The following is a 23,205-nucleotide window of genomic DNA, read 5'->3' on the forward strand; positions in this document are numbered from 1 at the left end:
GCGGCACCCGTATGTCGGGGCGCACGTGTATGTCGGGGCGTGCCGCCCCTGCACTCGGGGCCGTGCCGCCCGGCGCCCGGTCCTGCCCCCCGGGGCCGTGGTCAGGCGGCGGCGCCGCCGTCGACGACCAGGTCGTGGCCGACCACGGAGGCGGCGTCCGGGGAGGCCAGGTAGAGCACCGCCGCCGCGATCTCGGCGGTGGACGAGACGCGCCCCAGGGGTGACGCGCTCTTCATCCGGGCGGCGCGGTCGGCGTCGGTCTCGCCGGGGCGCAGTGACATGGCGGTGGCGGACGGTCCCGGGCTCACCGCGTTGATACGGACTCCGTCGGCGACGTGGTCGAGGGCGGCGGCCCTGGTCAGCGCGGAGACGGCCGCCTTGCCGGCGATGTAGGCGGCGAGGCCGGGGGTGCGGCGGTGGGCGCCGAGGTTGGAGGCGACGTTGACGATCGCCCCGCCGGTGGGCTGTGCGCGCATCTGGGCGATCTCGGCCTGGAGACCGAAGAAAACTCCGGTGACGTTGACGTCGAGCAGGGCCCGCCAGTCCTCCTCCGGGAGGTCGGCCACGGGTGCGCCGCCCCGGAAGACGCCCGCGTTGTTGACCGCGACATCGAGGCCGCCGAACCGTTCGACGGTGCGGCGTATTAGGGCTCCGACGTCTTCCGAGCGGGTCACGTCCGCGGTGACCGCGACCGCCGTGCCACCCGCCTTCCCGATCAGGGCGACCGTCTCCCCGAGCGCCGGGGCAGTGCGCCCGGCCGCCACCACCGAGGCGCCCTCGGCGGCGAAGGCGAGAGAGACGGCCCGGCCGATGCCGGAACCCGCCCCGGTGACGAGAACAGTCCTGCCGGTGAAGCGTGCGGTCATGGCGACTCCCTTGGCCTGTGTCTCTTACTCGGTACGGGTGCTGGGGCGGGCGCCGACGCCGAGGAGGGCGGTGGCGGCGGCCCCGCCGGCCGACAGCATGAGCAGGCCCGGGAGGAGCCCGTACGCGTACGTGCTGTGCGGCGCGAGGCCGGCGCGTGCGAGCAGCGCGAAGGCGGGCGCGGTCGGCCTGTCGGCGGCGGGCGTGGGGCCGCCGGGCGTGGTGACGGCGGGCGTGGTGTTCCGGGGGCGCTGGGTGAGAGCCATTCCCTCTCCAGAATATGCGACTGCTCGTTCCATAATTGGCGCATGAAGATCCCGCCCACGGCGGGGAGGGGTGCCGCTCAGTCCAGGAGCTTCAGCGCCTGCTCGGCCGCGTCACGTACCCGGCCGGAGTCGTCCGACGCCTTGCCGACCACGCGCAGGCCCTGCATCAGCACCAGCAGCATCCGCGCGAGCGTCCGCGGATCGCGGTCGGGGGGCAGTTCGCCCTGCGCGCGGGCCCGTACGAGCGAGGAGTGCAGCAGGGTCTCGATGTGGCTCCAGCTCGCCTCGACCCTGCGGGCCGCGGCCGGGTCGTGCGCGGCAAGCTCGGCAGCCGTGTTGACGACGAAACACCCCTCGCGGCGCCGGTCGTCCGCGCCGGCCTCGGCCGCGAAGCGCCGCAGCACCGCCCGCACGGCGGGCAGCGCGGGCCCCGGCTGGGACAGCTCGCGCAGCAGGCCGGGGTCGCGGTTCTCGTTGTAACGGTCGAGCGCACGCAGATACAGCTCGTGCTTGCTGCCGAAGGTGGCGTAGATGCTGGCGCGCCCGATGCCGAGCCGGTCGACGAGGTCCGCCATCGAGGTCGCCTCGTAGCCCCGCCGCCAGAACAGCTCCAGGGCCGACTGCAACGCGGCATCCGGATCGAATTCCTTGCTCCTGCCCACACCCGGACCCTAGACGGACTGGAACGACCGGTCAAGTACGGCCCCCGGCACGGCGCCGGGGGCTGTCGTCGGAGGAATGACCTACGGTCTCAATACGGCCCGCCTACAGTGCGCCTACGCTTGATCATCTCCCTGATTTCTCCCATGGGGGGACTCACAGGCAGACCAGGTGACCGATGCGGATCACGATGACCGGCAGGTCGGCACCGATCAGGCACGGCCGGAGCCCGGGGCTCGGCGTCTTCGGCGCCTCGGGCGACGTGGTGCCCGATGGCGAAGGGCTGCCTTGGGTCGGCGTGGGCGGCTGTGAGCGCGGCGGCCCCGCACTGCTCGGGGAGACCGTGACGGTGAGGGCGGAGCGCTCGGGCGCCACGCCTCCACCGTGCGGCCACAGGGCGGCCAGAACGAGGGTCGCCACGACGGTTGCGGCCGCCCCCGCGGCGACCGCCCCTCATCCCCTGCACTGTCCGCGCGCTGGGAGCGCTCCCGGAAGCCGGTGCAGGGGTTTGTCACGCCCCGTGCCCCTTGACCGACTGACTCCAGCAGCAGCGCCGCGAGATCGGCAACCGCATCCGCGCCGCCCGCCTGGGCGCCAACCTCAGCCAAGAGGGGCCAGCGCACCAGATCGGCGCCAAGCGCCGCACCGTCGTACGCATCGAACTCGGCATTACGTCCCCTCCCGTGGACCGGCTGCTCGACATCGCCCGGGTACTTGACTTACCGCCTGCCGACCTGCTGTCCGATGCAACCGCCACCCCGTAGCGAACCGCCCCCGGCCGGGCAGTGGCCGGGGGCGGCGGTCACCGGGGGGCAGGCGCGAGGAGCGCGCGGAAGCGGGCGTTGGACGGCTCCGCATCCCGCGCCCCGAGCCGCGTCGTCCAGTCCCGGCACACCACCCCCACGAAGGCGGACACCGCAGCCGGGTCAGCACGCCGCCACGACGGAATGCCGTCGAGCCAGGCGAGAGCAGCCCGCGGCGTCTGGTCCGCCTCCATCAGACGCACGGCGGTGAGAGCGGGGTCGATCCAGGCGGGCCCACGGGCGGGCATGGCCCAGTCGACCAGACGCGCGGTGCCGTCGTCGACGAGGATGTTGTGCGGGTTCGTGTCCGTGTGGAGCAGGTGCCGTCCGTGCAGCAGAGCGGCCTCACCGGGGAGCAGATATCTGGCGTACTGGTCCGCGACCGGCGCAACGGACCGGGCAGCCGGGGCGAGGCAGGCGAGGCGGCGCATCAGGGCGGCCGTGGCCACGACGTCGGGCGAGCCCGGGCCGAGGTCTGCTGTGCGGCCGGGCACGAAGTCGAAGACCAGCACGCGCCAGCCGGCGGCGTACACAGCGAGCCGCAGGGTGGGGCTCACGTCGGAGACAGCGGGCGCGAGGCGCTCCTCCCAGGCCAGCGCAGCCCGGCCTCCGGCGTCATCGTCGCGTACGCCCTTCACGAAGAACATGCCCTCGGCCGCTGCCAGGGCGAGAGCCACCGGGCTGTTGAGGCCCAGCTCGACCGGCTCGGCCGCGGCGGCCTTGCCGGTGGTCTCCTCGATGGCGGCGCGGAGCACCGCGGGCAGGTGCTCCCACTGGACTCGGTCGGTCATGCGTCTCTCCTGCGTGGAGCCGGGGCGCCCACCACTCGGGGTGCCCCGGCGGGGTGTATCAGGAATGGGTGGTCACTACCTGGTGGCGCCGCACTTACGGCAGCGGTCCGCGCCAGACCACTTGACCCATTCGTGGTCGCATTCACTGAGGATGTGCCACATTGTGCGTCCTCTCGTGTCGGTGCAGGGGTGGGTCGCAACCGCCGTGCGTCCCTGTGCGGGCCGTGCGGCGGGTGGTGTGGTCGGCCCCGGCGGTGTTGCAGTGCCGGGGCCGTGGGGGCGGCGCTCCTGTGGCCGCCCCGCCCGCGCGGCCCCGCGGGGGTCGTCGGCCGCGCGGGAGCCGGGTCAGGTGGCGTGCTCAGGTCACTGCCACCAACTGATGTGGCAGGAGCGGCAGACGTAGTAGCGCCGCCCCAGGGGCTCCACGTCACTGCTGCCGCAACTCGGGCGCACCATTGCGTCGTTCTCCTTCTGCTGGTGGGTTGGGGTGGCCCGCCCGGCGCTGGGGGGCGTTCGGGCGGGCCGTCGTCCCCGCCCGCCGTGTGAGCCACAGCGCGCGGGGAGTAGGGGGCTACGGCCGGTCGGCCAGGGGCGTCAAGCCGTGCACCGTGCGGCAGTCCGCGCAGGCGTACAGGCCGCCGCCGTGCGCCGAGCCCTGCTCGGTGATCTGCACCAGCTCGGTGCCGTGGGCGTAGCCGTGGTGCCAGTTGCACCAGCGCACTGCCCCGGCCGCACCCGCTCCCGCCCCAGCCGCGCCAGCTCCTCCACCGCGACCGGGTCGCACAGATGCCCCGGGCCGTCCATCGGCACCGCCCAGTACCCGCTCATCCCCGACGGGCGCACGGCGGCGGGGTTGGGCACGCCGAGGTAGTACTCGGGCCCCAGGCACTCCACGTCCGGCAGCCGCCAGGTCTCCGTGGTGCCGGGGGGCACGAGGGCGTAGTGGCGGGCGTCGGCGGGGTCGCGGAAGACCGGCCCGTGCAGCGTCGCGGCGAGGGCGGCGTGGACGGCGGCGAGGTCGTCGGTGCCGAGGGCGGCGCGCACGACCGGATCGGGCAGGCGCACGGCGGTGTACAGGACTCCGCAGGGCAGCGCCGCCACGCCGTACGGGTGCGCCCACGCCGCGTGCACCTCGGCCGGGCGCCGGTGCGCCCGCGCCAGCCAGGCGGCAGCGGCGCCGGTCCGGTACGCGGGCGCCAACGCCGCTGCGGACGTGTCGAGTTCCGTTCGCTCATCCCGGGGGCAGTGTGGAGCGTCCATCCCCGTCGACTCCTTCGCAGTCGGCCATCCCCGGGGCCAGTGGCAGGTCGCCGGGGTTCCTCGTGGGCTTCGAAAGGCTAGGAGCATGACGCGCACCACAGCCAGCGATGTGCGCAGATGTGCATGCAGCGTCCCGGAAGGCCAGTTGTCGCGTTCGCGCCCTTGACCCTGCCAACCCCAGAGTCGACGTTGGTGCACATCGGCGCACCACCCCACGTTGGAAGGCAGCCATGGACCTACAGTTCATCGGGATCGATCCGGACACCGGCAAGAACGGCTCACCCACCGCCTGGGTGGACCAGGAGACCGCAGACATCGTGATCCAGAGCTACACCGCAGACGAGGGGACACGCGCCCAGTGCGTGGTCAACACGGCACCCGGACACGCGAAGGGCATCCCCCACCACGAGACCGTGATCCGCATCCCCGTCCGCCTAGTACCGATTCTCAGGGAGGCATGCGATGCCGCAGAGCGCGCTCAACTTTGACGAGCTGTTCGAGGCCGCACAGCGCTCCGCTGTGCACCTTGAGATGCGCGATCAGTACGCCGTGGGCGACGAGGCCGACGACTTCAACGCCTACCTGCGCACCGGAGAGCGGGACGTCGACCCGTTCTCCGAGTACTGGGCACCGTGGACCGCCATGATCTCCGCAGCGGTCGCCCGCGGGGTCGTCGTGCGCCGGGCCCGGATTGTGTCGGAGCCGGTCACCGACTACATCCGCTACGAGCACGCGGGCACGGTCGTCAACGTGGCCGCGGGCGAACAGGTGCGCTGGCTGCCCCGCCAGCATGCCGTCGACCTGCTGGTGCCGGGCGCCGATCTGTGGATCTTCGACGGGGCGCGGGTGCTGTTCAACCACTTCACCGGCGATGGCAACTGGGCCGACCCCGACATGGAGCTACGCACCGAGCCGAGCATCGCCAAGCAGTGCGCGGACGCCTTCGAATCCATCTGGGACCGCGCCATCCCCCACGAGCAGTACGAGATCCACTGACAGAGAGCACCCTGGCCAGCTCATGCCCATCTCTCCATCTTCTTCGTCCCAGGCCGCGCGCGAGAACGTCGCCCGCCAGTTGCGTGAGTTGAGGAGGAACTCCGGCCTGACGGTTACCGAGCTGGCCGGCCAGTGCGGGTGGCACCATGCCAAGACATCTCGAATCGAGAACGCACGCACACCCCCATCACCCACTGACATCCGGCTGTGGTGCCGGGCGACCAGCGCCACCGAGCAAGCCCCCGACCTGATCGCGGCTTCCGTGCATGCCGAATCCCTATACCGCGAATGGCGCCAGCGGGCACGCGCGGGCCTGGCCAAGCTCCAGGACAATTACATCGAGCTGTACCGGTCCACGAATCTCCTGCGCACATACTCGCCCGTCCTCGTCCCCGGACTACTTCAGACGGAGGGCTATGCTCAGGCGCTGCTGAGCATGAACACCCGCTTCCTCGGCGTGCCCGATGATGCAGCCGAGGCCGCCGCGGCGCGCGTGCAGCGCTCCCAGGTCATCCATGAGCCGGGGCACCGCTTCGTGATGGTCGTAGAGGAGGCGGTGTTGTACTACCAGCTCAGCGAGGCGGAGGCGATGGCCGGCCAGTTGGGGCACTTGCTGACGGCTGGGGCGCTGCCGCAGGTCTCCTTCGGCATCATCCCGACCGCGACTCGCGAGCGGGCGCTGTGGCCGCAGGAGACGTTCGACGTACACGATGACACCCTTGTATCGATTGAGCTGATGTCGGCGGAGGTGAACGTCACGCAGCCGTCCGAGATCGCGCTCTACGTCAAAGCGTTCGAGCACCTGCGCGGCATGGCGGTGTACGGGGCGGAGGCGCGGGGCCTGATCGTGAAGGCGATCGACGCGCTGCACTGACTCGGGCATGACGAAAGGCGCCCGCCCGCCCCGTGAAGGGGTGGGCGGGGGCGTGGGTTATCGGTACTGCCTGCGGGGGGCGAGGCCAGCGGCCTGAGGCGCGGTTCCGGCGTGTTCGTCGCCGTCCGAGGGCGCGCTGTCGCGGCGGCACACGAGGGCGTCGGGGGCGGCGGGCAGGGGCTGGAATGGGGCACGAGCTGCCGGGAGTCGAGGGCGTCTACTCGCATGTCACACTGGAGAGGGAGTTCAGGATCGCCGCGTTCCTCCGGGGCCTGTGGGAGAAGTCGCTGAAGCCGGTCATCGACCGCCGCGGGTACGGCGCCATCCCCACCGCCTCAGGCTCCTGAGAAGTGGATCACCCAAAATTCTCCCAAGAGATCTTTAAGTGGTCTCTCGAAGCAGGTTGAGGCTCCTCCCCCCAGGCGAAGGGGAGGAGCCTCTCAGGCGCCGGTGACCTGGCGCTTCGCGGGGGCTACGGGAGATTCCTCGCCATGACGACGCGCTGGACCTGGTTGGTGCCCTCGTAGATCTGGGTGATCTTGGCGTCGCGCATCATGCGTTCCAGGGGGTAGTCGCGGGTGTAGCCGTAGCCGCCGAGGAGTTGGACGGCGTCCGTGGTGATCTCCATCGCGGCGTCCGAGGCGAAGCACTTCGCCGCCGCGCCGTGGAAGGTCAGGTCGCCGTCACCGCGCTCCGACTTCGCCGCTGCCGAATACGTGAGCTGGCGGGCCGCCTCCAGTTTCATGGCCATGTCGGCCAGCATGAACTGCACGCCCTGGAAGTCCCCGACCGGCTTGCCGAACTGCTTGCGCTCGCGCACGTACCCCTTCGCGTAGTCCAGCGCGCCCTGGGCGATGCCGAGGGCCTGGGCGGCGATGGTGATGCGGGTGTGGTCGAGGGTGCGCATCGCGGTGGCGAAGCCGGTGCCCTCCTCGCCGATGATGCGGTCGGCGGGGACGCGGACGTTGTCCAGGTAGACCTCCCGGGTCGGGGAGCCCTTGATGCCGAGCTTCTTCTCGGGCGCCCCGAAGGACACCCCCGGGTCGGACTTCTCCACCACGAAGGCGCTGATGCCGCGGGAGCGCTTCTCCGGGTCGGTGACCGCCATCACGGTGTAGAAGTCGGAGACGCCTGCGTTGGTGATCCAGCGCTTGACGCCGTTGAGGACGTAGTGGTCGCCGTCGCGTACGGCGCGGGTCTTCATGCCCGCGGCGTCGGAGCCCGCGTCGGGCTCGCTGAGCGCGTACGAGAACATCGCGTCGCCCTTGGCAAGCGGCGTCAGATAGCGGCGCTTCAGGTCCTCGGAGCCGGAGAGGATCACCGGCATCGAGCCCAGCTTGTTCACGGCCGGGATCAGCGACGAGGACGCGCAGGCCCTGGCCACCTCCTCGATGACGATCACGGTGGCGAGCGCGTCCGCGCCCGCGCCGCCGTACGTCTCCGGTACGTGCACCGCGTGCAGGTCGGCCGCGAGGAGGGCGTCGAGCGCCTCCTGCGGGAAGCGGCCCTCCTCGTCGACGGCCGCCGCGAACGGGGCGATCTTCGCCTCCGTGAGGGAGCGCACCGTCCTGCGGAGCAGATCGTGCTCCTCGGCGGGCCGGTACAGATCGAAGTCGGGATTCGCCGAGTCGGCCATCGTGGTCACTCCCCTGCTGTGAACTACCGTTAAGTAACCCCGATCCTACGGGGCATCCACCGGCGCCGACAGGGGTGTCCCCCGGCGCCCCCGTTATGCTCGCTGCGCCCGCCCCCGTCCGTACCAGGAGCAGCGATGGCCCCCAAGATCACCGTGATCGGAACCGGCTACCTCGGCGCCACCCATGCGGCCGCCATGGCCGAACTCGGATTCGAGGTACTGGGCCTCGACGTGGACGCGGAGAAGATCGCGCGGCTCTCGCGCGGTGAGACCCCGATGTACGAGCCCGGCCTCCAGGAGCTGCTGCGGCGCCATGTCGAGGGTATCGAGGGGGCCAGCGGGCGGCTGCGGTTCACGCGGGACTGGGCCGAGGCCGCCGACTTCGGCGACATCCACTTCGTGTGTGTGAACACCCCGCAGAAGCAGGGCGAGTACGCCTGTGACATGTCCTATGTGAACGCGGCGATGGACTCCCTCGCCAAGGAGCTGCGGCGGCCCGCGCTCGTCGTCGGCAAGTCGACGGTGCCGGTGGGCAGCGCGGAGCGTATCGCCGCCCGGATCGCCGCGCTCGCGCCCGCGGGGGACGGGGTCGAGCTGGCGTGGAACCCGGAGTTCCTGCGGGAGGGCTTCGCCGTGGCGGACACCCTGCACCCGGACAGGATCGTGGTGGGGGTGCGCAGCGCGCACGCGGAGAAGCTGCTGCGTGAGGTGTACGCCACACCCGTCGCGGAGGGCTCGCCGTTCATCGTCACCGACTTCCCCACCGCGGAGCTGGTGAAGACGGCCGCGAACTCGTTCCTCGCCACCAAGATCTCCTTCATCAACGCGATGGCGGAGATCTGCGAGGCGTCCGGCGGGGACGTGGTGAAGCTCGCGGAGGCCATCGGGCACGACGAGCGCATCGGGCGGAAGTTCCTGCGGGCCGGGATCGGCTTCGGCGGGGGCTGTCTGCCGAAGGACATCAGGGCGTTCATGGCGCGGGCCGGGGAGCTGGGCGCCGACCAGGCGCTCACGTTCCTGCGGGAGATCGACTCGGTGAACATGCGCCGCAGGGGCCGGATGGTCGAGATGGCGCGTGACGCGGTCGGCGACAGCTTCCTGGGGACGCGGGTGGCGGTGCTCGGTGCCGCGTTCAAGCCGGACTCGGACGACGTACGGGACTCCCCCGCGCTCAATGTCGCGGGGCAGATCCATCTCCAGGGCGCGCAGGTCACCGTCTACGACCCCAAGGGCATGGACAACGCACGCCGGGTCTTCCCCACCCTCGGCTACGCGCCGTCGGCGCTCGACGCGGTGCGGGGTGCGGACGTGGTGCTGCACCTCACGGAGTGGAGCGAGTTCCGGGACCTCGATCCGGAGGAGCTGGGGGCGGCGGCGGGGCGGCGGATACTGCTGGACGGCCGCAACGCACTCGACGCTGCGCGCTGGCGTGCGGCCGGGTGGACGGTACGGGCGATGGGGCGCCCCCAGCCCTGACCTCGGCGGTCGGCCCTTTTTCCGGGGCCGGTTCGCCTGGCGGCGGGCCGGTCGCCTGGCGGCGCGCCCGGCCGCGTGCTGGCGGGCCCGGCCACGGGGCTGCGGGCCCGGCCACGGGGTTGCGGCAGCACCGCCTCCTTACGCGAGGGCGCCCACCACCCTGCCCCGCGGCAACGCCGCCCACGCGCCTCACGGCGCCTCTAGCTGCTCGCCTGGCGGCGCGCCCGGCCGCGTGCTGGCGGGCCCGGCCACGGGGCTGCGGGTCGACCACGGGGTCGCGGCAGCACCGCCTCCTTACGCGAGGGCGCCCACCACCCTGCCCCGCGGCAACGCCGCCCGTGCGCCTCACGGCACCTCTAGCTGCTCGCCTAGCGGCGCGCCCGGCCGCGTGCTGGCGGGCGGGCCCGGCCACGGGGTCGCGGCAGCACCGCCTCCTTACGCGAGGGCGCCCACCACCCTGCCCCGCGGCAACGCCGCCTACGCGCCTCGCATCTGCCCGAGCGTGGCGGCGGGCTTCGCCGCATGGCTGCGGCAGCACCGCCCGCCTGCGCGGCAACGCCGCCCGCGCGCCTCGTGGCGCGTCCGCCCGCGACCGGCGGCGGGCCCCGGCCACGTGATTGCCACAACACCGCCCGCCTGCGCGGCAGCACCCACCCCCTCGCCACCCGGCAACGCCGCCCGCGCGCCCACCAGCAGGCCGCCGGAGCCTCCGCCGGAGGCGTAAGTTCGCGTGCCATTCCACGTCGGCGTTCCAGGCCGCCGTTCCAGGCGCGTGGTATTCGGGCTGCTCAGTAGCCCTTTCGGCGTTCCAGCCTCCCGTGTTGGCCGGTGGTGGTGGCGGGTGGGACGGGGGGCGGCACAGGCTGGGGGTGTCCGAGCGTCCCGCTGGACTGTCCGCCTTCCGCACCGTGGAGATACCGATGCGTTCACGTCTCACCGCCCGCCTCACCCGTGTCGCCCTCGCCGCCGCCGTGTCCACCGCGGCCCTCACCGGCATCGGCGCCGCCACCGCCACCGCCGCGAGCGGCGGGGCCGCCGCGCACGACGAGGTCGGCCAGTTCTGCGGCACCAACGACCTCACCTTCACGCTCGACGAGGAGACCCAGGCGGGCGGCTACTACCTCATCACCGCCAAGGCCAAGCCGGGCATCACCTGCTACCTCCAGGGCATCTACCCGACCGCCTCCTTCGGCTCCACCCCCGAGACCCGGGTCGGCCCGGCCGAGCAGTCGACCAGCGAAGAGATCAAGCTGTCCGGCGACACCGTCGCCTACAGCGGCATCAGCCCGAAGTCCGTCGGCGGCAACGAGGGCACCGACTCCGACCGGCTCACCCTGGCCATCACCAACTTCGAGGTCGAGCCCGTCACCTTCACCCTCCCCGGGACGGTCTCGGTCAACGAGCCCATCGCCACCAACTGGCACGCCGACGCCGCCGACGCGGTGCCCTTCCCGAACTAGATGGTCTCGTTCGGATCGGCCGGTCGTTTGGTCCGGGTGTGCCGTCGGCTGATGCGCAGTGGGCGCGGATGGCTGAGGCGCACTGGGCGCGGAGCGAGAGGGACGGCAAGGGGCGGGGCGGCCGCGACCGGCTGTGGAGGGGGGCCGCTCCCGCGGCGGACCGGCCGCGAAGATCCGCTTCGCGGCCGACCGTCGGCCTTGTGGCGCGCGGGGGTGGCCCCGGTGTGGTGCGGGTATGCGGGCCCGGTCGCCGCCCCTCCCCTCAGTTCCCTCAGTCGAAGGTCAGGACGACGGTCAACCCGCCCCCGGCGCGGGGCCGCGCCGTCAGTGTCGCGTGGTGGGCCTCGGCGATGGAGGCGGCGATGGACAGGCCGAGTCCGTGGCCCGCGGTCGTGGTGCGGTCCCCGTCGAGGCGCCGGAACGGCTCGAACAGGTCGGGCACGCGCGCGGGCGGCACCGGCGGCCCGGTGTTGGTCACCGTCACGGTACGGGCGGCGATCCGTACCCGCACGTGGCCGCCCGCGTGGTTGTACTGCACCGCGTTCTGCATCAGGTTGGTCAGCAGATGGCGCAGGAGCACGGGGTCGCCGGAGACGACCGGTGGCGTTCTGGCGGTGGTGGCGAGGTCGAGGCGTACGTCCTGCTCCCGCGCACGCGGGGCGAGCGTCGCGGCGGCGAACCGCGCGGTGACGGCGAGATCCACCGGCACGGTCTCCTCCAGGCCGCGGTCGCTGCGCGCCAGCAGGAGGAGCGCGTTCACGAGCCGTTCTGCCTCGCGGTTGGCGTCGAGCAGGTCCTCGCGCACCTCGGCCAGCCCCTCGGGCAGCGGGTCCGCGAGGCCCACCTGGAGGCTGGTGCGCTGCACGGCCAGGGGGGTCTTGAGTTCGTGGGAGGCGTTGGCGACGAAACGGTGCTGGCTCTCGAAGGACTTCTGCAACCGGTCGAGCATCGTGTCGAAGGTGTCGGCGAGACGGTGGAGTTCGTCGGGCGGGCCGGTCAGCCCGAGGCGCTGGTGCAGGTTCTGCTCGCTGATGCGGCGTGCGGCCTCGGTCACGGAGACGACGGGGCGCAGTGCACGCCCCGCGAGCCACCAGCCGAGCAGCCCGGCCAGGACGGCCATGACGAGGAGGCCGACCGCGGACCAGAGCAGCATCTGCCGCAGCGCCGTGTCCTGCACGGTCTGCACGGTCCTGTCGATCTTCTGGACCTCGGCGAAGTCGCCCCCGGCGGTAGGGGGAGCGGCATGGGTCCTGCCCCCGGTGCCGGGGCGCGCGGTCGCGAAGGGGGGTGCGGAGCCGCCCGCGCGGTCCGGCACGTCGGCGTTCCCGTATCTGATCGAGAGGGACTGCGCCTGCTGGGCGGTCCCGTACCGCGCGAGCACCACCACGAACGCGAGCAGGATCACTCCGGCGACGAGGAAGAGCCCGGAGAAGGCCGCGGCCAGGCGCACCCGGAAGGGCACGCGGCCCAGCAGGGCGCGCGGGCTCAGTCGCACAGCCGGTAGCCCTCTCCCCGGTCGGCGAGGATCAGGCCGGGGTCCCCGAGCTTGCCGCGCAGCCGGCTGACGGTGGCACGGACGGCGCTGGTGCGCGGGTCGAGGTGCTCGTCCCAGACGGTGCGCACCAGCGTGTCGTGCGGCACGGGGGCTCCGTCGGCGCTCAGCAGCAGATGCAGGACCGCGAACTCCTTGGGGGTCAGGACCAGCGGACGGCCGTCGACGCTCGCCTCGTGCCGGGTCGCGTCGACGGTGACGGCCCCGAAGCGCAGCACCGTGGAGGGCGGCTTGGGCGCGCGGCGGCCCAGCGCCCGTACCCGGGCGACGAGTTCGGTGAAGTCGAAGGGTTTGGCCAGGTAGTCGTCGGCGCCGAGCGCGGTGAGGCCGTAGATCCGGTCGGTGAGTTCACCGGCCGCGGTCAGCATCAGGATGCGCGGCGGGTCCTGGAGTTCACGCAGCCGCCTGCACACCTCGTCCCCGCTCAGCTCGGGCAGGTCGCGGTCGAGGACCAGTACGTCATAGGCGGTGAGCAGGCACATCTGCTCGGCCTCCACGCCCGTACGGGCGATGTCGACGGCCATCACCGCACGGCGCAGACCGGTGGCGACGGTGCGGGCGAGGACACGGTGGTCCTCGGCAACCAGGACTCTCATGCCCTCATGGAAGCAGGGGCGCCATTACAGCCGAATAAGGACGCGGTACGACGGCTCGCCCCCGGCCAGCGCGGGGCGCCGCCCCCTGTGCTCCTTATGCCGCCGTAACGCGTTTATCCCCGTGCAAACGGCGGGCTGCTTGGGTCTGCGGCATGAACTTCGCCATGCGCGCCGGGATGAGCCTGGGGGCCAGAAAGTCGAGGACCGCCGGTCTGCTGGGCGTCTTCTTCGCCCTCTGCACCCTGCTTCTGGGGGGCTTCCTGCTCCAGGACGCGGCGGCGCGCCAGGAGGCCGACGCCCGGCGCACCGTCGGGGTCGACGTCACCGTCAGGAAGAAGGACCTGACACCGTCGGACGCGGACCGGCTCGGCGACTTCGGCCCGGTGCTCCGCTACAGCCCCGAGCTACAGGTACGGGCCGCCGCCCACGGCCTCGAACCCCTCGCGCCGGGCGGCGGGGCGGGGCACGGGGCGCGGGAGCCCAAGCCGCTGTCCGTGCACGGCATCCGGGACCAGGGCATGCTGCTGTCCTTCTCATACGGCTCGACGAAGATCACCGAGGGCCGCGGTATCGCCCCCGGGGACGCGGGCCACCGTGTCGTGGTCGTCGAACAGAGCCTGGCCGGCCGGAACAGGCTGCGGGTGGGCGACACGGTGCGGATGGTGTCGGGCGACGGCGGGCACGAGGTGCCGCTGAAGGTCGTCGGCATCTTCCGGGACCCGCGGCAGGACCCGTCCGCGAGCCAGGCCCCGCACGAACTGCCCGGCAACACGCTGTACGTCCCGGTGGGCACGGCACAGCGGCTCGCCGCCAACGCCGCCCCGGTCTCCGAGGCCGGGTACCGGATCGGCTCGCCCGAGCAGGCCGAGGAGCTGTACGCCAGAGCGCAGGACCTCCTCGGCCGCGGCACCTTCGACTTCCGCGTCAACGACAAGGCGTACCGCGACCAGGTGCGGCCGATCCAGCGGGTCGGCACCTTCGCGGGGCTGGTCATCTGGGTGATCGCGCTGGCGGGCGCGCTGATCCTCGGCCTCGTCGTGACGCTCCAGATCCGTGAGCGCCGTACCGAGCTTGGGGTGCTCCTCTCGCTGGGCGAGCGGAAGTGGAAGCTCATCGGGCAGCACGTCGTGGAGGTGGCGGCCGTGGCCGTGCCCGCCGTCGCGCTCGCCGCGCTGGCAGGCGCCCTCGGCGGGCAGTCCGCGGGCGACGCGTTCCTCGGCCACCGGGCCGACGAGCCCCCCGCGGCGCACCACGCGCAGGACGCGGGCGTCGCGCCGCCGCGCGTGCGGGTGGAGGCCGCCACCGTCGGCAAGGTCGGCGGCATCGGACTCGGGATCTCCCTCGTCGCCACCGTCGTCCCGGGCGTCGGCATCCTCCGCCTGCACCCCAGAAGCATCCTCACCGACGGCGAGTAGCCCGCCGGGCCGTCCCCCCGCACCCGGGCGCGGCGAGTCCGAACGAATCAGAACGAATCCAAAACGAGTCTGTACCAACCCGAACGAGCCCGACAAGCCGCATCCGAACGCGTCCCCGAGAAGGACCGAGAGAGCCGATCCCGATGAACTTCGTCACACGCGCGGGGCTCAGTCTGTGGGCCCGCAAGGGCCGCACCCTGATCACCCTCGCCACTTTCCTCGTCATCTCCGTGATGGTGCTGGCCGGTGTCCTGATCGACCACGCGACGGCGCGGGCGGAACGGGACGCCAGACGCTCCGTGGGCGCCGAGGTCACCCTCGACATGGACATGGACCAGATGACGGCAGGCGGGCAGTTGACGGCCCCCCGTATCGACTCCGCGACCGTCGACAAGATGGGGGCGCTGCCCCAGGTACGCAGCTACTCCTACACGGTGTGGGACCGTGCCCTTCTCAGGGGCGGCGCCAAGCTGGTGGAGGGCGTGGCGGACTCCATGGGCATGGGCCCCCACGGCACCATGGGCATCGGCGTCCTCGACTCCTCGCTGCTGCCCGACTTCCGCAGCGGAAAGTTCACCCTGCTGTCCGGCAAGCACCTCACGTCCGCCGACCGGAACAAGAAGCGGCTCCTGATAGAGGAACGGCTCGCCAGGAAGAACCACCTCAAGGCCGGTGACCGCGTCACCCTGGCGGGCAACGACGAGAAGACCACGGGCGAGTTCACCGTGAGCGGGGTCTACCGTGACCCGCGCCCCACAGGACAGGCCGACGCCGAGTACGGCATCAGCCCGGCCAACATGGTCTACGGAACCGTCGGCGGCCTCGCCTCACTCGACCCCCAGCAGCACGGTGCCCCGCAGGTCGCCAAGGCCACCTTCCTCCTCAAGGACGCCGACCGGCAGGGCGCCTTCACGGGCGGGGCCGAACGCATCGGGGGCTCCGCGCTCGCCGGATTCAAGCTGGAAGCCAACGACAAGGCGGTCCGGCAGATGACGGGCCCGCTCAAGAGCGTGCGCTCCACGGCCACCGTCGCGATGTGGCTGATGGCCGTCGCCGGTGCGGCCGTCCTCGCCCTCCTGGTCAACCTCGCCGTCAAACAGCGCCGCAGGGAGTACGGGGTGCTGCTGGCGATGGGCGAGAAGAGGGGCCGGATGATCGCCCAGCAGGCCCTGGAGACCGCCCTCGTGGCGGCACTGGCCATCGGGATCGGCGCCCTGTGCGCACCGGACCTCACCCAGCGCGCGGGACAGGCGCTCCTCGGCAAGGAGGCCGCGGCCGCCGAGCGGAAGCTCGACTCCTGGAAGCCGCCGCCGCCCGGCAGCACCGGCCTCGACCAGGGCAGGGACCCGGACGACGAGCCGGTCGAGAACGCCGACCCCATCGACAGCATCACGGTGGCCTCGTCCCCGTCCGACCTGGTCACCGTCGGCGCCGTCGGGCTCGGCATCGTGCTGCTCGCCACCGCCGTCCCGGCGGGCGCCGTCCTGCGCCTCCATCCCCGCGCCATCCTCACGAAGGGCACCTGACCGCCATGACCACCGCCCCCGCCACCGCCACCGCCACGCCGCCGGTCCTGCGGCTCACCGGCGTCAGCCACACGTACTCGGGCGAGCGCCGCAGGACGACCGTGCTCAAGAACATCGACTACGCCTTCGAACGCGGCACCTTCTACACCGTTCTTGGGCCCTCGGGCAGCGGCAAGACCACGCTGCTCAGCCTGGCCAGCGGACTCGACGCGCCCACCAAGGGCACCATCAGCTTCGACGGCCGGGACCTCACCGACCTCGGCCTCGGCCGCTACCGCAACAAGCACGCCGCCACGGTCTTCCAGCAGTACAACCTGCTCACGTACATGACCGCGCTCCAGAACGTCACCACCGCCATGGCGATCACCGGCGCCAGGCCCGGGGCCGGCAGCCGCAAGGCGCACGCCCTGCGGCTGCTGGAGAGCATCGGCATCGACAGGACGACGGCCACCCGCAACGTGCTGCGGCTCTCCGGGGGCCAGCAGCAGCGCGTCGCCATCGCCCGCGCGCTCGCCTGCGACGTCGACATACTCTTCGCCGACGAGCCCACGGGCAACCTCGACGAGGACACCGCACAGGGCATCACCGACGCCTTCCGCGACCTCGCCCACGCCCAGCAGAAGTGCGTGGTGGTCGTCACCCACTCGCAGCGCCTGGCCGCGGAGTCCGACCGGGTGCTCGTGCTGCGCAAGGGCCGCCTCACCGAGCAGGCGGGGTGAGGACGGGACCCGGCCCGCGGCCCCCGGCCGTAGGGGCGGAGTCGGGGGGCCGTCCCGATACGTTCCGCCGGTTCCTGTGGGCCGTCAGGGCAGAAAACGGCGCCCGGAAGTGCGGTGCGCGAGGCGGCGGGGGCGAGGAAGACCTCGTCACGGCGGGGGCGGCGAGAACGCGGCCGTCCGGGAGGGCGTCGTCGGTGTGCTACCAAAGCCGGTGAGAACGCGGCGCCCCGACGCCGTCCCGGGCGGACGGGCCGAAGCCGCGCGCAGCGGACCCTCACGGGGTTCGCGCAGCGAGACACTGGAGGCTCGATGGTGTGGCAGCGACGTCGTACACGCATCCTGCTGGCGGCCGTCGCCGTGGTGGGCATGGGAACCGCCGGCTGCCACCCGTCGTCCTCGGGGGCGCACGGCACGAAGCCCGCCTCGGGGAGCGCGTCCGCGAGCGCGTCGGCGAGCGCCCCGCCGGGCGACATCTCCGGGGCGGTCCACCCCGCGACGAAGGTGGACACCGGCACCGGGCAGGGGTACTTCCCCGACCCGTATCCCGTCAGGTCGTCCGAGAACGGGTCGGCCCCCGACGGGTCGGCCTCCGGCGGGTCGTCCTCACTGACCCTGACCGGGACCAGGAACCAGGCGATCACCTGCCAGGGCGACATCGAGTCCGGCTGCTTCCAGGAGAAGCAGCTCAGGATCAGGGTCGACCCGGCGCTGAAGAAGCGGCTCGCGGCGCGCGGGGTGCGGCTGAAGAGCAGCGAGAACCACGACATCTCCCGGCTTGCCTCCGGGTCCTGGGACATGGCCCTGACGTTCCACATGGACACCGAGAAGAACCCCGAGGTGAAGCACTGGCACGTCATCATGCACGCGCGCCCCGCCTCGGTCCCGGCCCACGGGACTCCGACCTCGTGGGTCGCCGACTCCCTCCTGGTCGGCGACACCACGCACCCGACCAAGGGCAACTACGACGGCAAGTACTTCGAGGACCACGGAAAGCTGTACCTGCTCTACAGCAAGCGGGTGGGGAACGACAACGTGCTGCTCGCGCAGCCCATGGAGTCCCCGGAGAAGACGGCGTCGGGCAGGGCGACCGTCCTGCTCGCACCCGGTGACTACACGTCGGAGTACGCGACGAGCAAGCACAAGAACAAGCTGGTCGAGTCCGGAAGCGTGGTCAGGATCAACGGCAAGTACGCGCTGACGTACTCCACCGGCTCCTACGACAGGCCGGAGTACAAGGCCGGGATCGCCTGGTCGGACACCTTCCTGCCGCCCGCCGGCAAGCAGTACCGCAGGGTCACGACGACCGACACCGAGGGGGTGTGGGGGAAGCCCGGCAGGCCGGAGGTGCGCTATCTGATCCAGTCCATGGAGCCCTCGTGGCCGAACTACGCCGCGAAGGCCGTCACCGCGCCAGGAGCGCCCGCCATCGCCTCCGACGGGGGCCACTGGTACCTGGTCTTCGCCGGATACAAGCCCTCGGACGCGCCGAAGGAGTCGGGGGGCGTCTTCGACGGGTCGCACCGCCGCCCCTTCTACGCCCCGCTCTCGGTGCACGTGCCCGACGGGGCCTCGGTGGCCGGGTCGTCGGAGGCGGACCTTGCCAAGTGGGTCACCATCGCCGCGAGTCACTGACCCCGGGAGGGCCCGCCCCATGTCCGAACGAGCCACGCACCACCGCCACCGCCGCCTGCGCCTGCGCGCGCGCCGGGCGGCACTGGTCCCGGTGGTCTGCGCCGTGGCGCTCGCCACGACCGTGTCCTGCACCGCCGAGGCAGGCACCCACCCCGTCGGCGGCATCGGCGGCATCGGTCACAGTCCGGCCGCCGACTCCCCCGCGCCGGACGGCGCACGCCGTCTGACGGGCCGCCTCGCGGACGGTGCCACCTGGGTGGCCGACGTCCCGGCGCACTGGAAGGGCACGCTGCTGCTGTTCAGCCACGGCCTCGGCGCGCTGAAGGCCAAGGACGCGAGGAACGCGGAGACCCGCGCCCTGCTGCTCAAGCGCGGCTACGCGATGGTCGGCTCGTCGTACGACCCGCACGGCTCCCCGTGGGCGCTGCGGAGCGCGGAGCGTGACCAGCTCGCCGCCCTCGACGCGTTCTCCGCGGCCAGCCACCGGGCGCCGCGCCGCACCCTCGCCGTCGGCGAGTCCATGGGCGGCCTGGTCACCGCGCGGATCGCGCAGGACGGCGCGGGCCACGGCATCAGCGGTGCGGTCGACTTCTGCGGTGCCGTGGCCGGTGGCCCCGTCCTCGGCGACTACCAGTTGAACGGCGCGTACGCGGCAGCCCGGCTGCTGCTGCCCGACGGCGGGCGCCCGCCGCTCCAGGGCTTCGGGAGCGACGCGGCGGCGCGCCGCGCCGGGGCCGTCCTCGACCGGGCCGTCGGGGCCGCGCAGTCCACCGCCGCGGGGCGGGCCCGCACCGCGCTCGTCGCCTCGCTGCTCAACCTCCCCGGCTGGACCTCGGGCCAGGCCCCGCCCGCGGCGGACGACTACGCGGGCCAGGAGGCCCAGCAGGCCGAGTCGTTCACCCGTGCGCACGGCCGGTTCGCCGCCGTGCAGGGAATCCGGCGCTCCCTTGAGCAGTCGGCCGGTGGCGCCGTCTCGGGCAACACGGGCGTCGACTACTCCCGTCTTGAGGCCGGTTCGCCGCAGCGGGCTGAGGTCGCGGCCCTCTACCGGAAGGCGGGCCTCGACCTGGCGAAGGACCTCGCCGACCTGACGCGCCACGCCGACCAGAAGCCCGACCCCGCCGCCGCCCGCTCGCTCCGCTCCACCTCGTCCCCCGGCTCGAAGCTGTCCGTGCCGCTGCTCGACGTCCACACCGAGGCGGACCCGGTGATCGCCGCCCAGCAGGAGACGCCGTTCGGGACGCGGATGGCGCAGGCAGGCGACGCGGCGCTGCTGCGCCAGGCGTATGTGCACCGGGCGGGGCATCTGAACATCCTGCCTGCCGAGCAGGTCGCCGCGATCGACGCGGTGAACCACCGCGTGGCCACGGGCAGTTGGTCGCGGGCGGGCACCGCCGCGCTCCAGAAGGCGGCGAAGGCCGTCGACCCGAAGGCCGCGTTCCACCCCTTCGGCCCCGGCGCGCTCGTCGTCGCCCCCGGCTGAGGACGAAGGCCGCTCGCGCGGCGCCGCAGCCAGGTCCCGGCGGACGCCGTTCCCCGCGGGCACGCCCGTTCACGCGCGCGGCAGCACGCCCAGGAGCGCCGAGGTGAGGGCGGTCCGCAGGGCGTCGCACAGATCGACGTTGAGCACGCCGAGGGCGGGCTCCTCCGCGTAGGCGGCGAGGACGCTGGGGGGCGGCGGTACGTACGCCGACAGGGCGCCCGCGGAGACCAGGCTCATCAGGCAGAACCACTGCGCGCCTGCGCCGAGTTCGGGCACGTGGCCGCGTACCAGCTCGACCATGTCCGCGAGCCGCGCGAGCGAGGAGCGCTTGTGCCGCTTGACCACCTCGACGGAGACGTTGTGCTCCAGGACGCCGCCCTGTGCGCCGAAGAGGTCGCACAGCACCCCCCGGTCCGCCAGCGACCGGCTGAGGATCTCGGCGAGCCGGGCCGCCCGCGCCTCCGGCGCCGTGTGCGGCTCGATGCCCGCGGCCAGCTCGTCCGCCAGGTCCGCGAGCCAGCGCCCCAGGAAGACGTCGAGCAGTTCGAGCAGCACCGCCTCGCGTGACTCGAAGTAGCGCAGGACGTTCGACTTGGCGAGGCCCACCCGGCGGCTGAGTTCGTTGAGGCTCACCTCGGCCACGGGCATCTCGTCGAGCATCGCCGCCGCCGCGTCCAGGATCGCCCTGCGGCGGATCTCCCGCTGCTCCTCGCTGCGCGCCCGCTTGAATGTCACGCCCTCAGCCTAGCTTAGAGACCGCCGGTCCCTTGACAGCAGACCGTCGGTCTCTTAGCTTGGAGGCATAACAGACCGATGGTTCTTTAGGAGTGCGTGATGACTGGCGACTGGACCGAACAGCACATCCCCGACCAGCACGGCCGGGTGGCGGTGGTGACCGGCGCCAACACCGGTCTCGGCTTCGAGACCGCCCGGATGCTCGCGGCGCGCGGCGCCGCGGTGGTCCTCGCGGTCCGGGATGTCGAGAAGGGCAGGCAGGCGGCCGCCCGCATGACGGGCGACGTCACCGTCCAGGCCCTCGACCTGGCGTCCCTCGACTCGGTCAGGTCCGCGGCGGCCGACCTGCGCGCGGCGCACCCGCGCATCGACCTCCTGATCAACAACGCGGGCGTGATGTACACGCCGCGGCGGACCACCGCCGACGGCTTCGAGTTGCAGTTCGGCACCAACCACCTCGGCCACTTCGCCCTGACCGGCCTGCTGCTCGACCGGCTGCTGCCGGTCCCCGGCTCCCGTGTGGTGACGGTCAGCAGCACCGGTCACCGCATCCGGGCCGCCATCCACTTCGACGACTTGCAGTGGGAGCGCGCGTACAGCCGCGTCGGCGCCTACGGCCAGGCCAAGCTCGCCAACCTGATGTTCACGTACGAGCTGCAACGCCGGCTCGCGGCGCACGGCACCACGGTGGCGGTGGCAGCCCATCCGGGCCTGTCCAACACCGAGTTGATCCGCAACGCGCCCGCGGCGCTGCGCCTGCCCGTCACCTGGCTTGCGCCACTGCTGACCCAGCCGGCAGAGATGGGCGCCCTGCCCACGCTGCGCGCCGCCACCGACCCCGCGGTCACCGGCGGCGAGTACTACGGCCCCGGGGGCCGCAGCGAGCTGCGCGGATACCCGAAGCTGGTCCCCTCCAGCCCCGACTCCCACGACCGCTCCACCCAGCAACGCCTGTGGACCGCCTCGGAGGAACTCACCGGCGTGACATTCCCCGCGGTGACCGCATCCGGTCGGGCGTGAGACCCGCGACCGGATACGGGCGGGCACCTGAAAGGCGTCGGTGCCGGGTGCGTGACCGCCTTACCCTCGCCCCCGCTTACTCGCCTTTTTAGCGTGTGGCTCAGGCGACCACCTGGTATCCGACGGCCCGGCAGCCGACGAAGGCCCAGCATCCGCATACCCATAGCCGGAAGAGTAAACAGGCATGGCAGCAGTAGCCGATACCCCCTGCGACCACGCAGGAGCACCACTGCCGCTCACCTGTCCCGGATGGCTCCCCAGACTCTGGTAACTCTGAGAACTAACGGGGTTTTGTGGGTACTGCAGACCCCCCAAGCCGCTCTCCCTGCGCACAGCATATTTGCCAATGCACTGTCCACCTCTTCCGCGTTCTTTCAGGGGCAGCCCCGCCTCCTGCAGCGCCCGCGCCTCTTCCGGTCCCGCCTTGTAACTTTCCGTGACGAGGCCTGCGAGTCTCGACCGCGTCGCCTTTTCGAATTCACTGGCCCCCGCAGGCGCGTGACGCGTCGGCAGGTGCCCCCGAGCCACGACGGGTGCATTTTTTCCATCGAGGCCATAAAAAGCACGGACATCAGCAGCACGTTCCTGGTCTACAACAGCTTTGACGACGTCCTTTTCCCTGAGTGCAGCATCGCCGTCAATGCACCATCCGCTTCCTTCGCGTGCTTTCAGGGGCAGCCCCGCGTCCTGCAGCGCCTGCGCCTCTTCCGGTCCCGCCTTGTGGCTGTCTTGGGTGAGCTTGCCGAGCCGCGACCGCGTCGTTTTTTCGAATTCACTGGCCCCCTTAGCCGCGCGGCGCGTCGGCAGGTACCCCGGAGCCACGACGGGTGCACTTCCATCGAGGCCATAAAAAGTACGGACATCAGCAGCACGTTGCTGGTCTACAACATCTTTGACGACGTCATTTTCCTTGCGTGCAGCATCGCCGTCAATGCACCATCCGCCTCCTTCGCGTTCTTTCAGGGGCAGCCGCGCCTCTTGCAGCGCCTGCGCCTCTTCCGGTCCCGCCTTATATTTACCTTGGGAGAGGCTGCGGAGCCGCAACCGCATCGTTTTTTCGAATTCACTGGCCCCCTTAGCCGCGCGGCGCGTCGGCAGGTACCCCGGAGCCACGACGGGTGCACTTCCATCGAGGCCATAAAAAGTATGGACATCGGCAGCGTGTTGCCCATCTGTCTGTTTGGGCACGAAATCCTCCACGGTAGTCACGGATACGTAACCTACAACGCACACATGGGCCCCGTGGTTCAACCAGGACAGACGCAGGGGGCCTTCCCCGATTCCCAGTGGTCAGCTCGGAACCCCGTGACGGTCCGTCGGCGGAGTCGGTGAACGGTTTCCGTTCCGTGGGCAGAGGCAGAGCCCGCTGCCGCCTCGGAAATGCGCCGGGTTCCTACGGTATGGGCCGTGGAGCGGTTCGTCACAGGTGTACGCGCGAGAC

23 protein-coding genes are annotated in these 23,205 nt (G+C 72.0%); 13 read left to right on the plus strand and 10 right to left on the minus strand.

From position 1 onward, the window contains the following. Nucleotides 1-101: 101 nt before the first annotated feature. The 3 genes from ACIBIW_RS33800 to ACIBIW_RS33810 form a co-directional block, all read right to left on the minus strand. Nucleotides 102-866 carry an SDR family NAD(P)-dependent oxidoreductase gene (locus ACIBIW_RS33800; RefSeq protein WP_399341887.1) on the minus strand — a complete coding sequence of 255 codons (765 nt, stop codon included), beginning with the start codon at nt 864-866 and terminating at the stop codon, nt 102-104. Nucleotides 867-890: 24 nt separating this feature from the next. After that, a complete protein-coding gene (locus ACIBIW_RS33805; protein ID WP_399341889.1) occupies nt 891-1,130 on the minus strand; it encodes a hypothetical protein in 240 nt (79 codons plus the stop codon). 77 nt (nt 1,131-1,207) lie between these two features. Continuing rightward, a complete protein-coding gene (locus ACIBIW_RS33810; protein ID WP_399341891.1) occupies nt 1,208-1,792 on the minus strand; it encodes a TetR/AcrR family transcriptional regulator in 585 nt (194 codons plus the stop codon). A 558-nt stretch (nt 1,793-2,350) separates the two neighbouring features. Here ACIBIW_RS33810 and ACIBIW_RS33815 point away from each other — a divergent pair. Next, nucleotides 2,351-2,554, plus strand: a complete 204-nt coding sequence (locus tag ACIBIW_RS33815) for a helix-turn-helix transcriptional regulator (RefSeq protein WP_399342027.1) — start codon at nt 2,351-2,353, stop codon at nt 2,552-2,554. A 38-nt stretch (nt 2,555-2,592) separates the two neighbouring features. Here ACIBIW_RS33815 and ACIBIW_RS33820 read toward each other — a convergent pair whose 3' ends face one another. Both ACIBIW_RS33820 and ACIBIW_RS33825 read right to left on the minus strand, forming a co-directional pair. Further along, nucleotides 2,593-3,384 carry a phosphotransferase gene (locus ACIBIW_RS33820; RefSeq protein WP_399341892.1) on the minus strand — a complete coding sequence of 264 codons (792 nt, stop codon included), beginning with the start codon at nt 3,382-3,384 and terminating at the stop codon, nt 2,593-2,595. A 594-nt stretch (nt 3,385-3,978) separates the two neighbouring features. Next, nucleotides 3,979-4,644, minus strand: coding sequence for a hypothetical protein (locus ACIBIW_RS33825; RefSeq protein ID WP_399341894.1), 666 nt, complete (start codon nt 4,642-4,644; stop codon nt 3,979-3,981). Between the two features lie 230 nt (nt 4,645-4,874). Between ACIBIW_RS33825 and ACIBIW_RS33830 the strand changes: the two genes are divergently transcribed. The 4 genes from ACIBIW_RS33830 to ACIBIW_RS33845 all read left to right on the plus strand — a co-directional run bounded on the left by ACIBIW_RS33830 (nt 4,875) and on the right by ACIBIW_RS33845 (nt 6,861). Beyond that, nucleotides 4,875-5,132, plus strand: coding sequence for a hypothetical protein (locus tag ACIBIW_RS33830; protein WP_399341895.1), 258 nt, complete (start codon nt 4,875-4,877; stop codon nt 5,130-5,132). Continuing rightward, nucleotides 5,107-5,640 carry a DUF6879 family protein gene (locus ACIBIW_RS33835; protein ID WP_399341896.1) on the plus strand — a complete coding sequence of 178 codons (534 nt, stop codon included), beginning with the start codon at nt 5,107-5,109 and terminating at the stop codon, nt 5,638-5,640. The genes ACIBIW_RS33830 and ACIBIW_RS33835 overlap by 26 nt, the downstream gene beginning before the upstream one ends. A 22-nt stretch (nt 5,641-5,662) precedes the next feature. After that, entirely contained in the window at nt 5,663-6,514 is an 852-nt protein-coding gene (locus tag ACIBIW_RS33840) for a helix-turn-helix domain-containing protein (protein WP_399341898.1), read from the plus strand. A 185-nt stretch (nt 6,515-6,699) separates the two neighbouring features. Then, a complete protein-coding gene (locus ACIBIW_RS33845; RefSeq protein ID WP_399341900.1) occupies nt 6,700-6,861 on the plus strand; it encodes a hypothetical protein in 162 nt (53 codons plus the stop codon). A 125-nt stretch (nt 6,862-6,986) separates the two neighbouring features. Here ACIBIW_RS33845 and ACIBIW_RS33850 read toward each other — a convergent pair whose 3' ends face one another. Beyond that, nucleotides 6,987-8,150 (minus strand): acyl-CoA dehydrogenase, encoded by a 1,164-nt coding sequence (locus tag ACIBIW_RS33850; RefSeq protein ID WP_399341901.1) that lies wholly within the window; start codon nt 8,148-8,150, stop codon nt 6,987-6,989. 135 nt (nt 8,151-8,285) lie between these two features. Between ACIBIW_RS33850 and ACIBIW_RS33855 the strand changes: the two genes are divergently transcribed. Both ACIBIW_RS33855 and ACIBIW_RS33860 read left to right on the plus strand, forming a co-directional pair. Then, nucleotides 8,286-9,626, plus strand: coding sequence for a UDP-glucose dehydrogenase family protein (locus ACIBIW_RS33855; RefSeq protein WP_399341903.1), 1,341 nt, complete (start codon nt 8,286-8,288; stop codon nt 9,624-9,626). Between the two features lie 920 nt (nt 9,627-10,546). Then, entirely contained in the window at nt 10,547-11,086 is a 540-nt protein-coding gene (locus ACIBIW_RS33860; RefSeq protein ID WP_399341906.1) for a DUF4232 domain-containing protein, read from the plus strand. A gap of 271 nt (nt 11,087-11,357) precedes the next feature. On the opposite strand, the gene ACIBIW_RS33865 is transcribed toward ACIBIW_RS33860, so the two are convergent. Both ACIBIW_RS33865 and ACIBIW_RS33870 read right to left on the minus strand, forming a co-directional pair. Then, nucleotides 11,358-12,581 carry a sensor histidine kinase gene (locus ACIBIW_RS33865; RefSeq protein WP_399341907.1) on the minus strand — a complete coding sequence of 408 codons (1,224 nt, stop codon included), beginning with the start codon at nt 12,579-12,581 and terminating at the stop codon, nt 11,358-11,360. Next, a complete protein-coding gene (locus ACIBIW_RS33870; RefSeq protein WP_399341909.1) occupies nt 12,572-13,234 on the minus strand; it encodes a response regulator transcription factor in 663 nt (220 codons plus the stop codon). The genes ACIBIW_RS33865 and ACIBIW_RS33870 overlap by 10 nt, the downstream gene beginning before the upstream one ends. Before the next feature lie 152 nt (nt 13,235-13,386). On the opposite strand from ACIBIW_RS33870, the gene ACIBIW_RS33875 reads away from it, so the two are divergent. From ACIBIW_RS33875 to ACIBIW_RS33895, 5 genes are all read left to right on the plus strand, one after another. Continuing rightward, nucleotides 13,387-14,649, plus strand: a complete 1,263-nt coding sequence (locus ACIBIW_RS33875; protein ID WP_399341911.1) for an ABC transporter permease — start codon at nt 13,387-13,389, stop codon at nt 14,647-14,649. A gap of 143 nt (nt 14,650-14,792) precedes the next feature. Beyond that, nucleotides 14,793-16,175, plus strand: a complete 1,383-nt coding sequence (locus tag ACIBIW_RS33880; protein WP_399341913.1) for an ABC transporter permease — start codon at nt 14,793-14,795, stop codon at nt 16,173-16,175. Between the two features lie 5 nt (nt 16,176-16,180). Further along, a complete protein-coding gene (locus ACIBIW_RS33885; protein WP_399341914.1) occupies nt 16,181-16,894 on the plus strand; it encodes an ABC transporter ATP-binding protein in 714 nt (237 codons plus the stop codon). Between the two features lie 309 nt (nt 16,895-17,203). Beyond that, on the plus strand, nt 17,204-18,526 hold the full coding sequence (locus tag ACIBIW_RS33890) for a family 43 glycosylhydrolase (RefSeq protein WP_399341915.1): 1,323 nt from the start codon (nt 17,204-17,206) through the stop codon (nt 18,524-18,526). Nucleotides 18,527-18,545: 19 nt separating this feature from the next. Beyond that, complete coding sequence (locus tag ACIBIW_RS33895) at nt 18,546-20,009, plus strand: alpha/beta hydrolase (protein ID WP_399341918.1); 1,464 nt, start codon at nt 18,546-18,548, stop codon at nt 20,007-20,009. Between the two features lie 69 nt (nt 20,010-20,078). Here the strand turns inward: ACIBIW_RS33895 and ACIBIW_RS33900 are convergent, their stop codons facing one another. Further along, nucleotides 20,079-20,744, minus strand: a complete 666-nt coding sequence (locus ACIBIW_RS33900; protein ID WP_399341920.1) for a TetR family transcriptional regulator — start codon at nt 20,742-20,744, stop codon at nt 20,079-20,081. Between the two features lie 99 nt (nt 20,745-20,843). Between ACIBIW_RS33900 and ACIBIW_RS33905 the strand changes: the two genes are divergently transcribed. Then, nucleotides 20,844-21,764, plus strand: a complete 921-nt coding sequence (locus ACIBIW_RS33905; protein WP_399341922.1) for an SDR family NAD(P)-dependent oxidoreductase — start codon at nt 20,844-20,846, stop codon at nt 21,762-21,764. Between the two features lie 60 nt (nt 21,765-21,824). Here the strand turns inward: ACIBIW_RS33905 and ACIBIW_RS33910 are convergent, their stop codons facing one another. Then, nucleotides 21,825-22,973: a hypothetical protein gene (locus ACIBIW_RS33910; RefSeq protein ID WP_399341924.1), complete on the minus strand. Its 1,149-nt coding sequence runs from the start codon at nt 22,971-22,973 to the stop codon at nt 21,825-21,827. Nucleotides 22,974-23,205: the final 232 nt, after the last annotated feature.

The organism is Streptomyces sp. NPDC050560 (assembly GCF_044457285.1).
Taxonomy (GTDB): Bacteria; Actinomycetota; Actinomycetes; order Streptomycetales; family Streptomycetaceae; genus Streptomyces.

What these genes read in the sequence shown, in the direction of transcription:
- ACIBIW_RS33800 (WP_399341887.1), bottom strand. Translation starts at nt 866, where the DNA reads ATGACCGCACGCTTCACCGGCAGGACTGTTCTCGTCACCGGGGCGGGT.
- ACIBIW_RS33805 (WP_399341889.1), bottom strand. Translation starts at nt 1,130, where the DNA reads ATGGCTCTCACCCAGCGCCCCCGGAACACCACGCCCGCCGTCACCACG.
- ACIBIW_RS33820 (WP_399341892.1), bottom strand. Translation starts at nt 3,384, where the DNA reads ATGACCGACCGAGTCCAGTGGGAGCACCTGCCCGCGGTGCTCCGCGCC.
- ACIBIW_RS33825 (WP_399341894.1), bottom strand. Translation starts at nt 4,644, where the DNA reads ATGGACGCTCCACACTGCCCCCGGGATGAGCGAACGGAACTCGACACG.
- ACIBIW_RS33830 (WP_399341895.1), top strand. Translation starts at nt 4,875, where the DNA reads ATGGACCTACAGTTCATCGGGATCGATCCGGACACCGGCAAGAACGGC.
- ACIBIW_RS33835 (WP_399341896.1), top strand. Translation starts at nt 5,107, where the DNA reads ATGCCGCAGAGCGCGCTCAACTTTGACGAGCTGTTCGAGGCCGCACAG.
- ACIBIW_RS33840 (WP_399341898.1), top strand. Translation starts at nt 5,663, where the DNA reads ATGCCCATCTCTCCATCTTCTTCGTCCCAGGCCGCGCGCGAGAACGTC.
- ACIBIW_RS33845 (WP_399341900.1), top strand. Translation starts at nt 6,700, where the DNA reads ATGGGGCACGAGCTGCCGGGAGTCGAGGGCGTCTACTCGCATGTCACA.
- ACIBIW_RS33850 (WP_399341901.1), bottom strand. Translation starts at nt 8,150, where the DNA reads ATGGCCGACTCGGCGAATCCCGACTTCGATCTGTACCGGCCCGCCGAG.
- ACIBIW_RS33855 (WP_399341903.1), top strand. Translation starts at nt 8,286, where the DNA reads ATGGCCCCCAAGATCACCGTGATCGGAACCGGCTACCTCGGCGCCACC.
- ACIBIW_RS33860 (WP_399341906.1), top strand. Translation starts at nt 10,547, where the DNA reads ATGCGTTCACGTCTCACCGCCCGCCTCACCCGTGTCGCCCTCGCCGCC.
- ACIBIW_RS33870 (WP_399341909.1), bottom strand. Translation starts at nt 13,234, where the DNA reads ATGAGAGTCCTGGTTGCCGAGGACCACCGTGTCCTCGCCCGCACCGTC.
- ACIBIW_RS33875 (WP_399341911.1), top strand. Translation starts at nt 13,387, where the DNA reads ATGAACTTCGCCATGCGCGCCGGGATGAGCCTGGGGGCCAGAAAGTCG.
- ACIBIW_RS33880 (WP_399341913.1), top strand. Translation starts at nt 14,793, where the DNA reads ATGAACTTCGTCACACGCGCGGGGCTCAGTCTGTGGGCCCGCAAGGGC.
- ACIBIW_RS33885 (WP_399341914.1), top strand. Translation starts at nt 16,181, where the DNA reads ATGACCACCGCCCCCGCCACCGCCACCGCCACGCCGCCGGTCCTGCGG.
- ACIBIW_RS33890 (WP_399341915.1), top strand. Translation starts at nt 17,204, where the DNA reads ATGGTGTGGCAGCGACGTCGTACACGCATCCTGCTGGCGGCCGTCGCC.
- ACIBIW_RS33895 (WP_399341918.1), top strand. Translation starts at nt 18,546, where the DNA reads ATGTCCGAACGAGCCACGCACCACCGCCACCGCCGCCTGCGCCTGCGC.
- ACIBIW_RS33905 (WP_399341922.1), top strand. Translation starts at nt 20,844, where the DNA reads ATGACTGGCGACTGGACCGAACAGCACATCCCCGACCAGCACGGCCGG.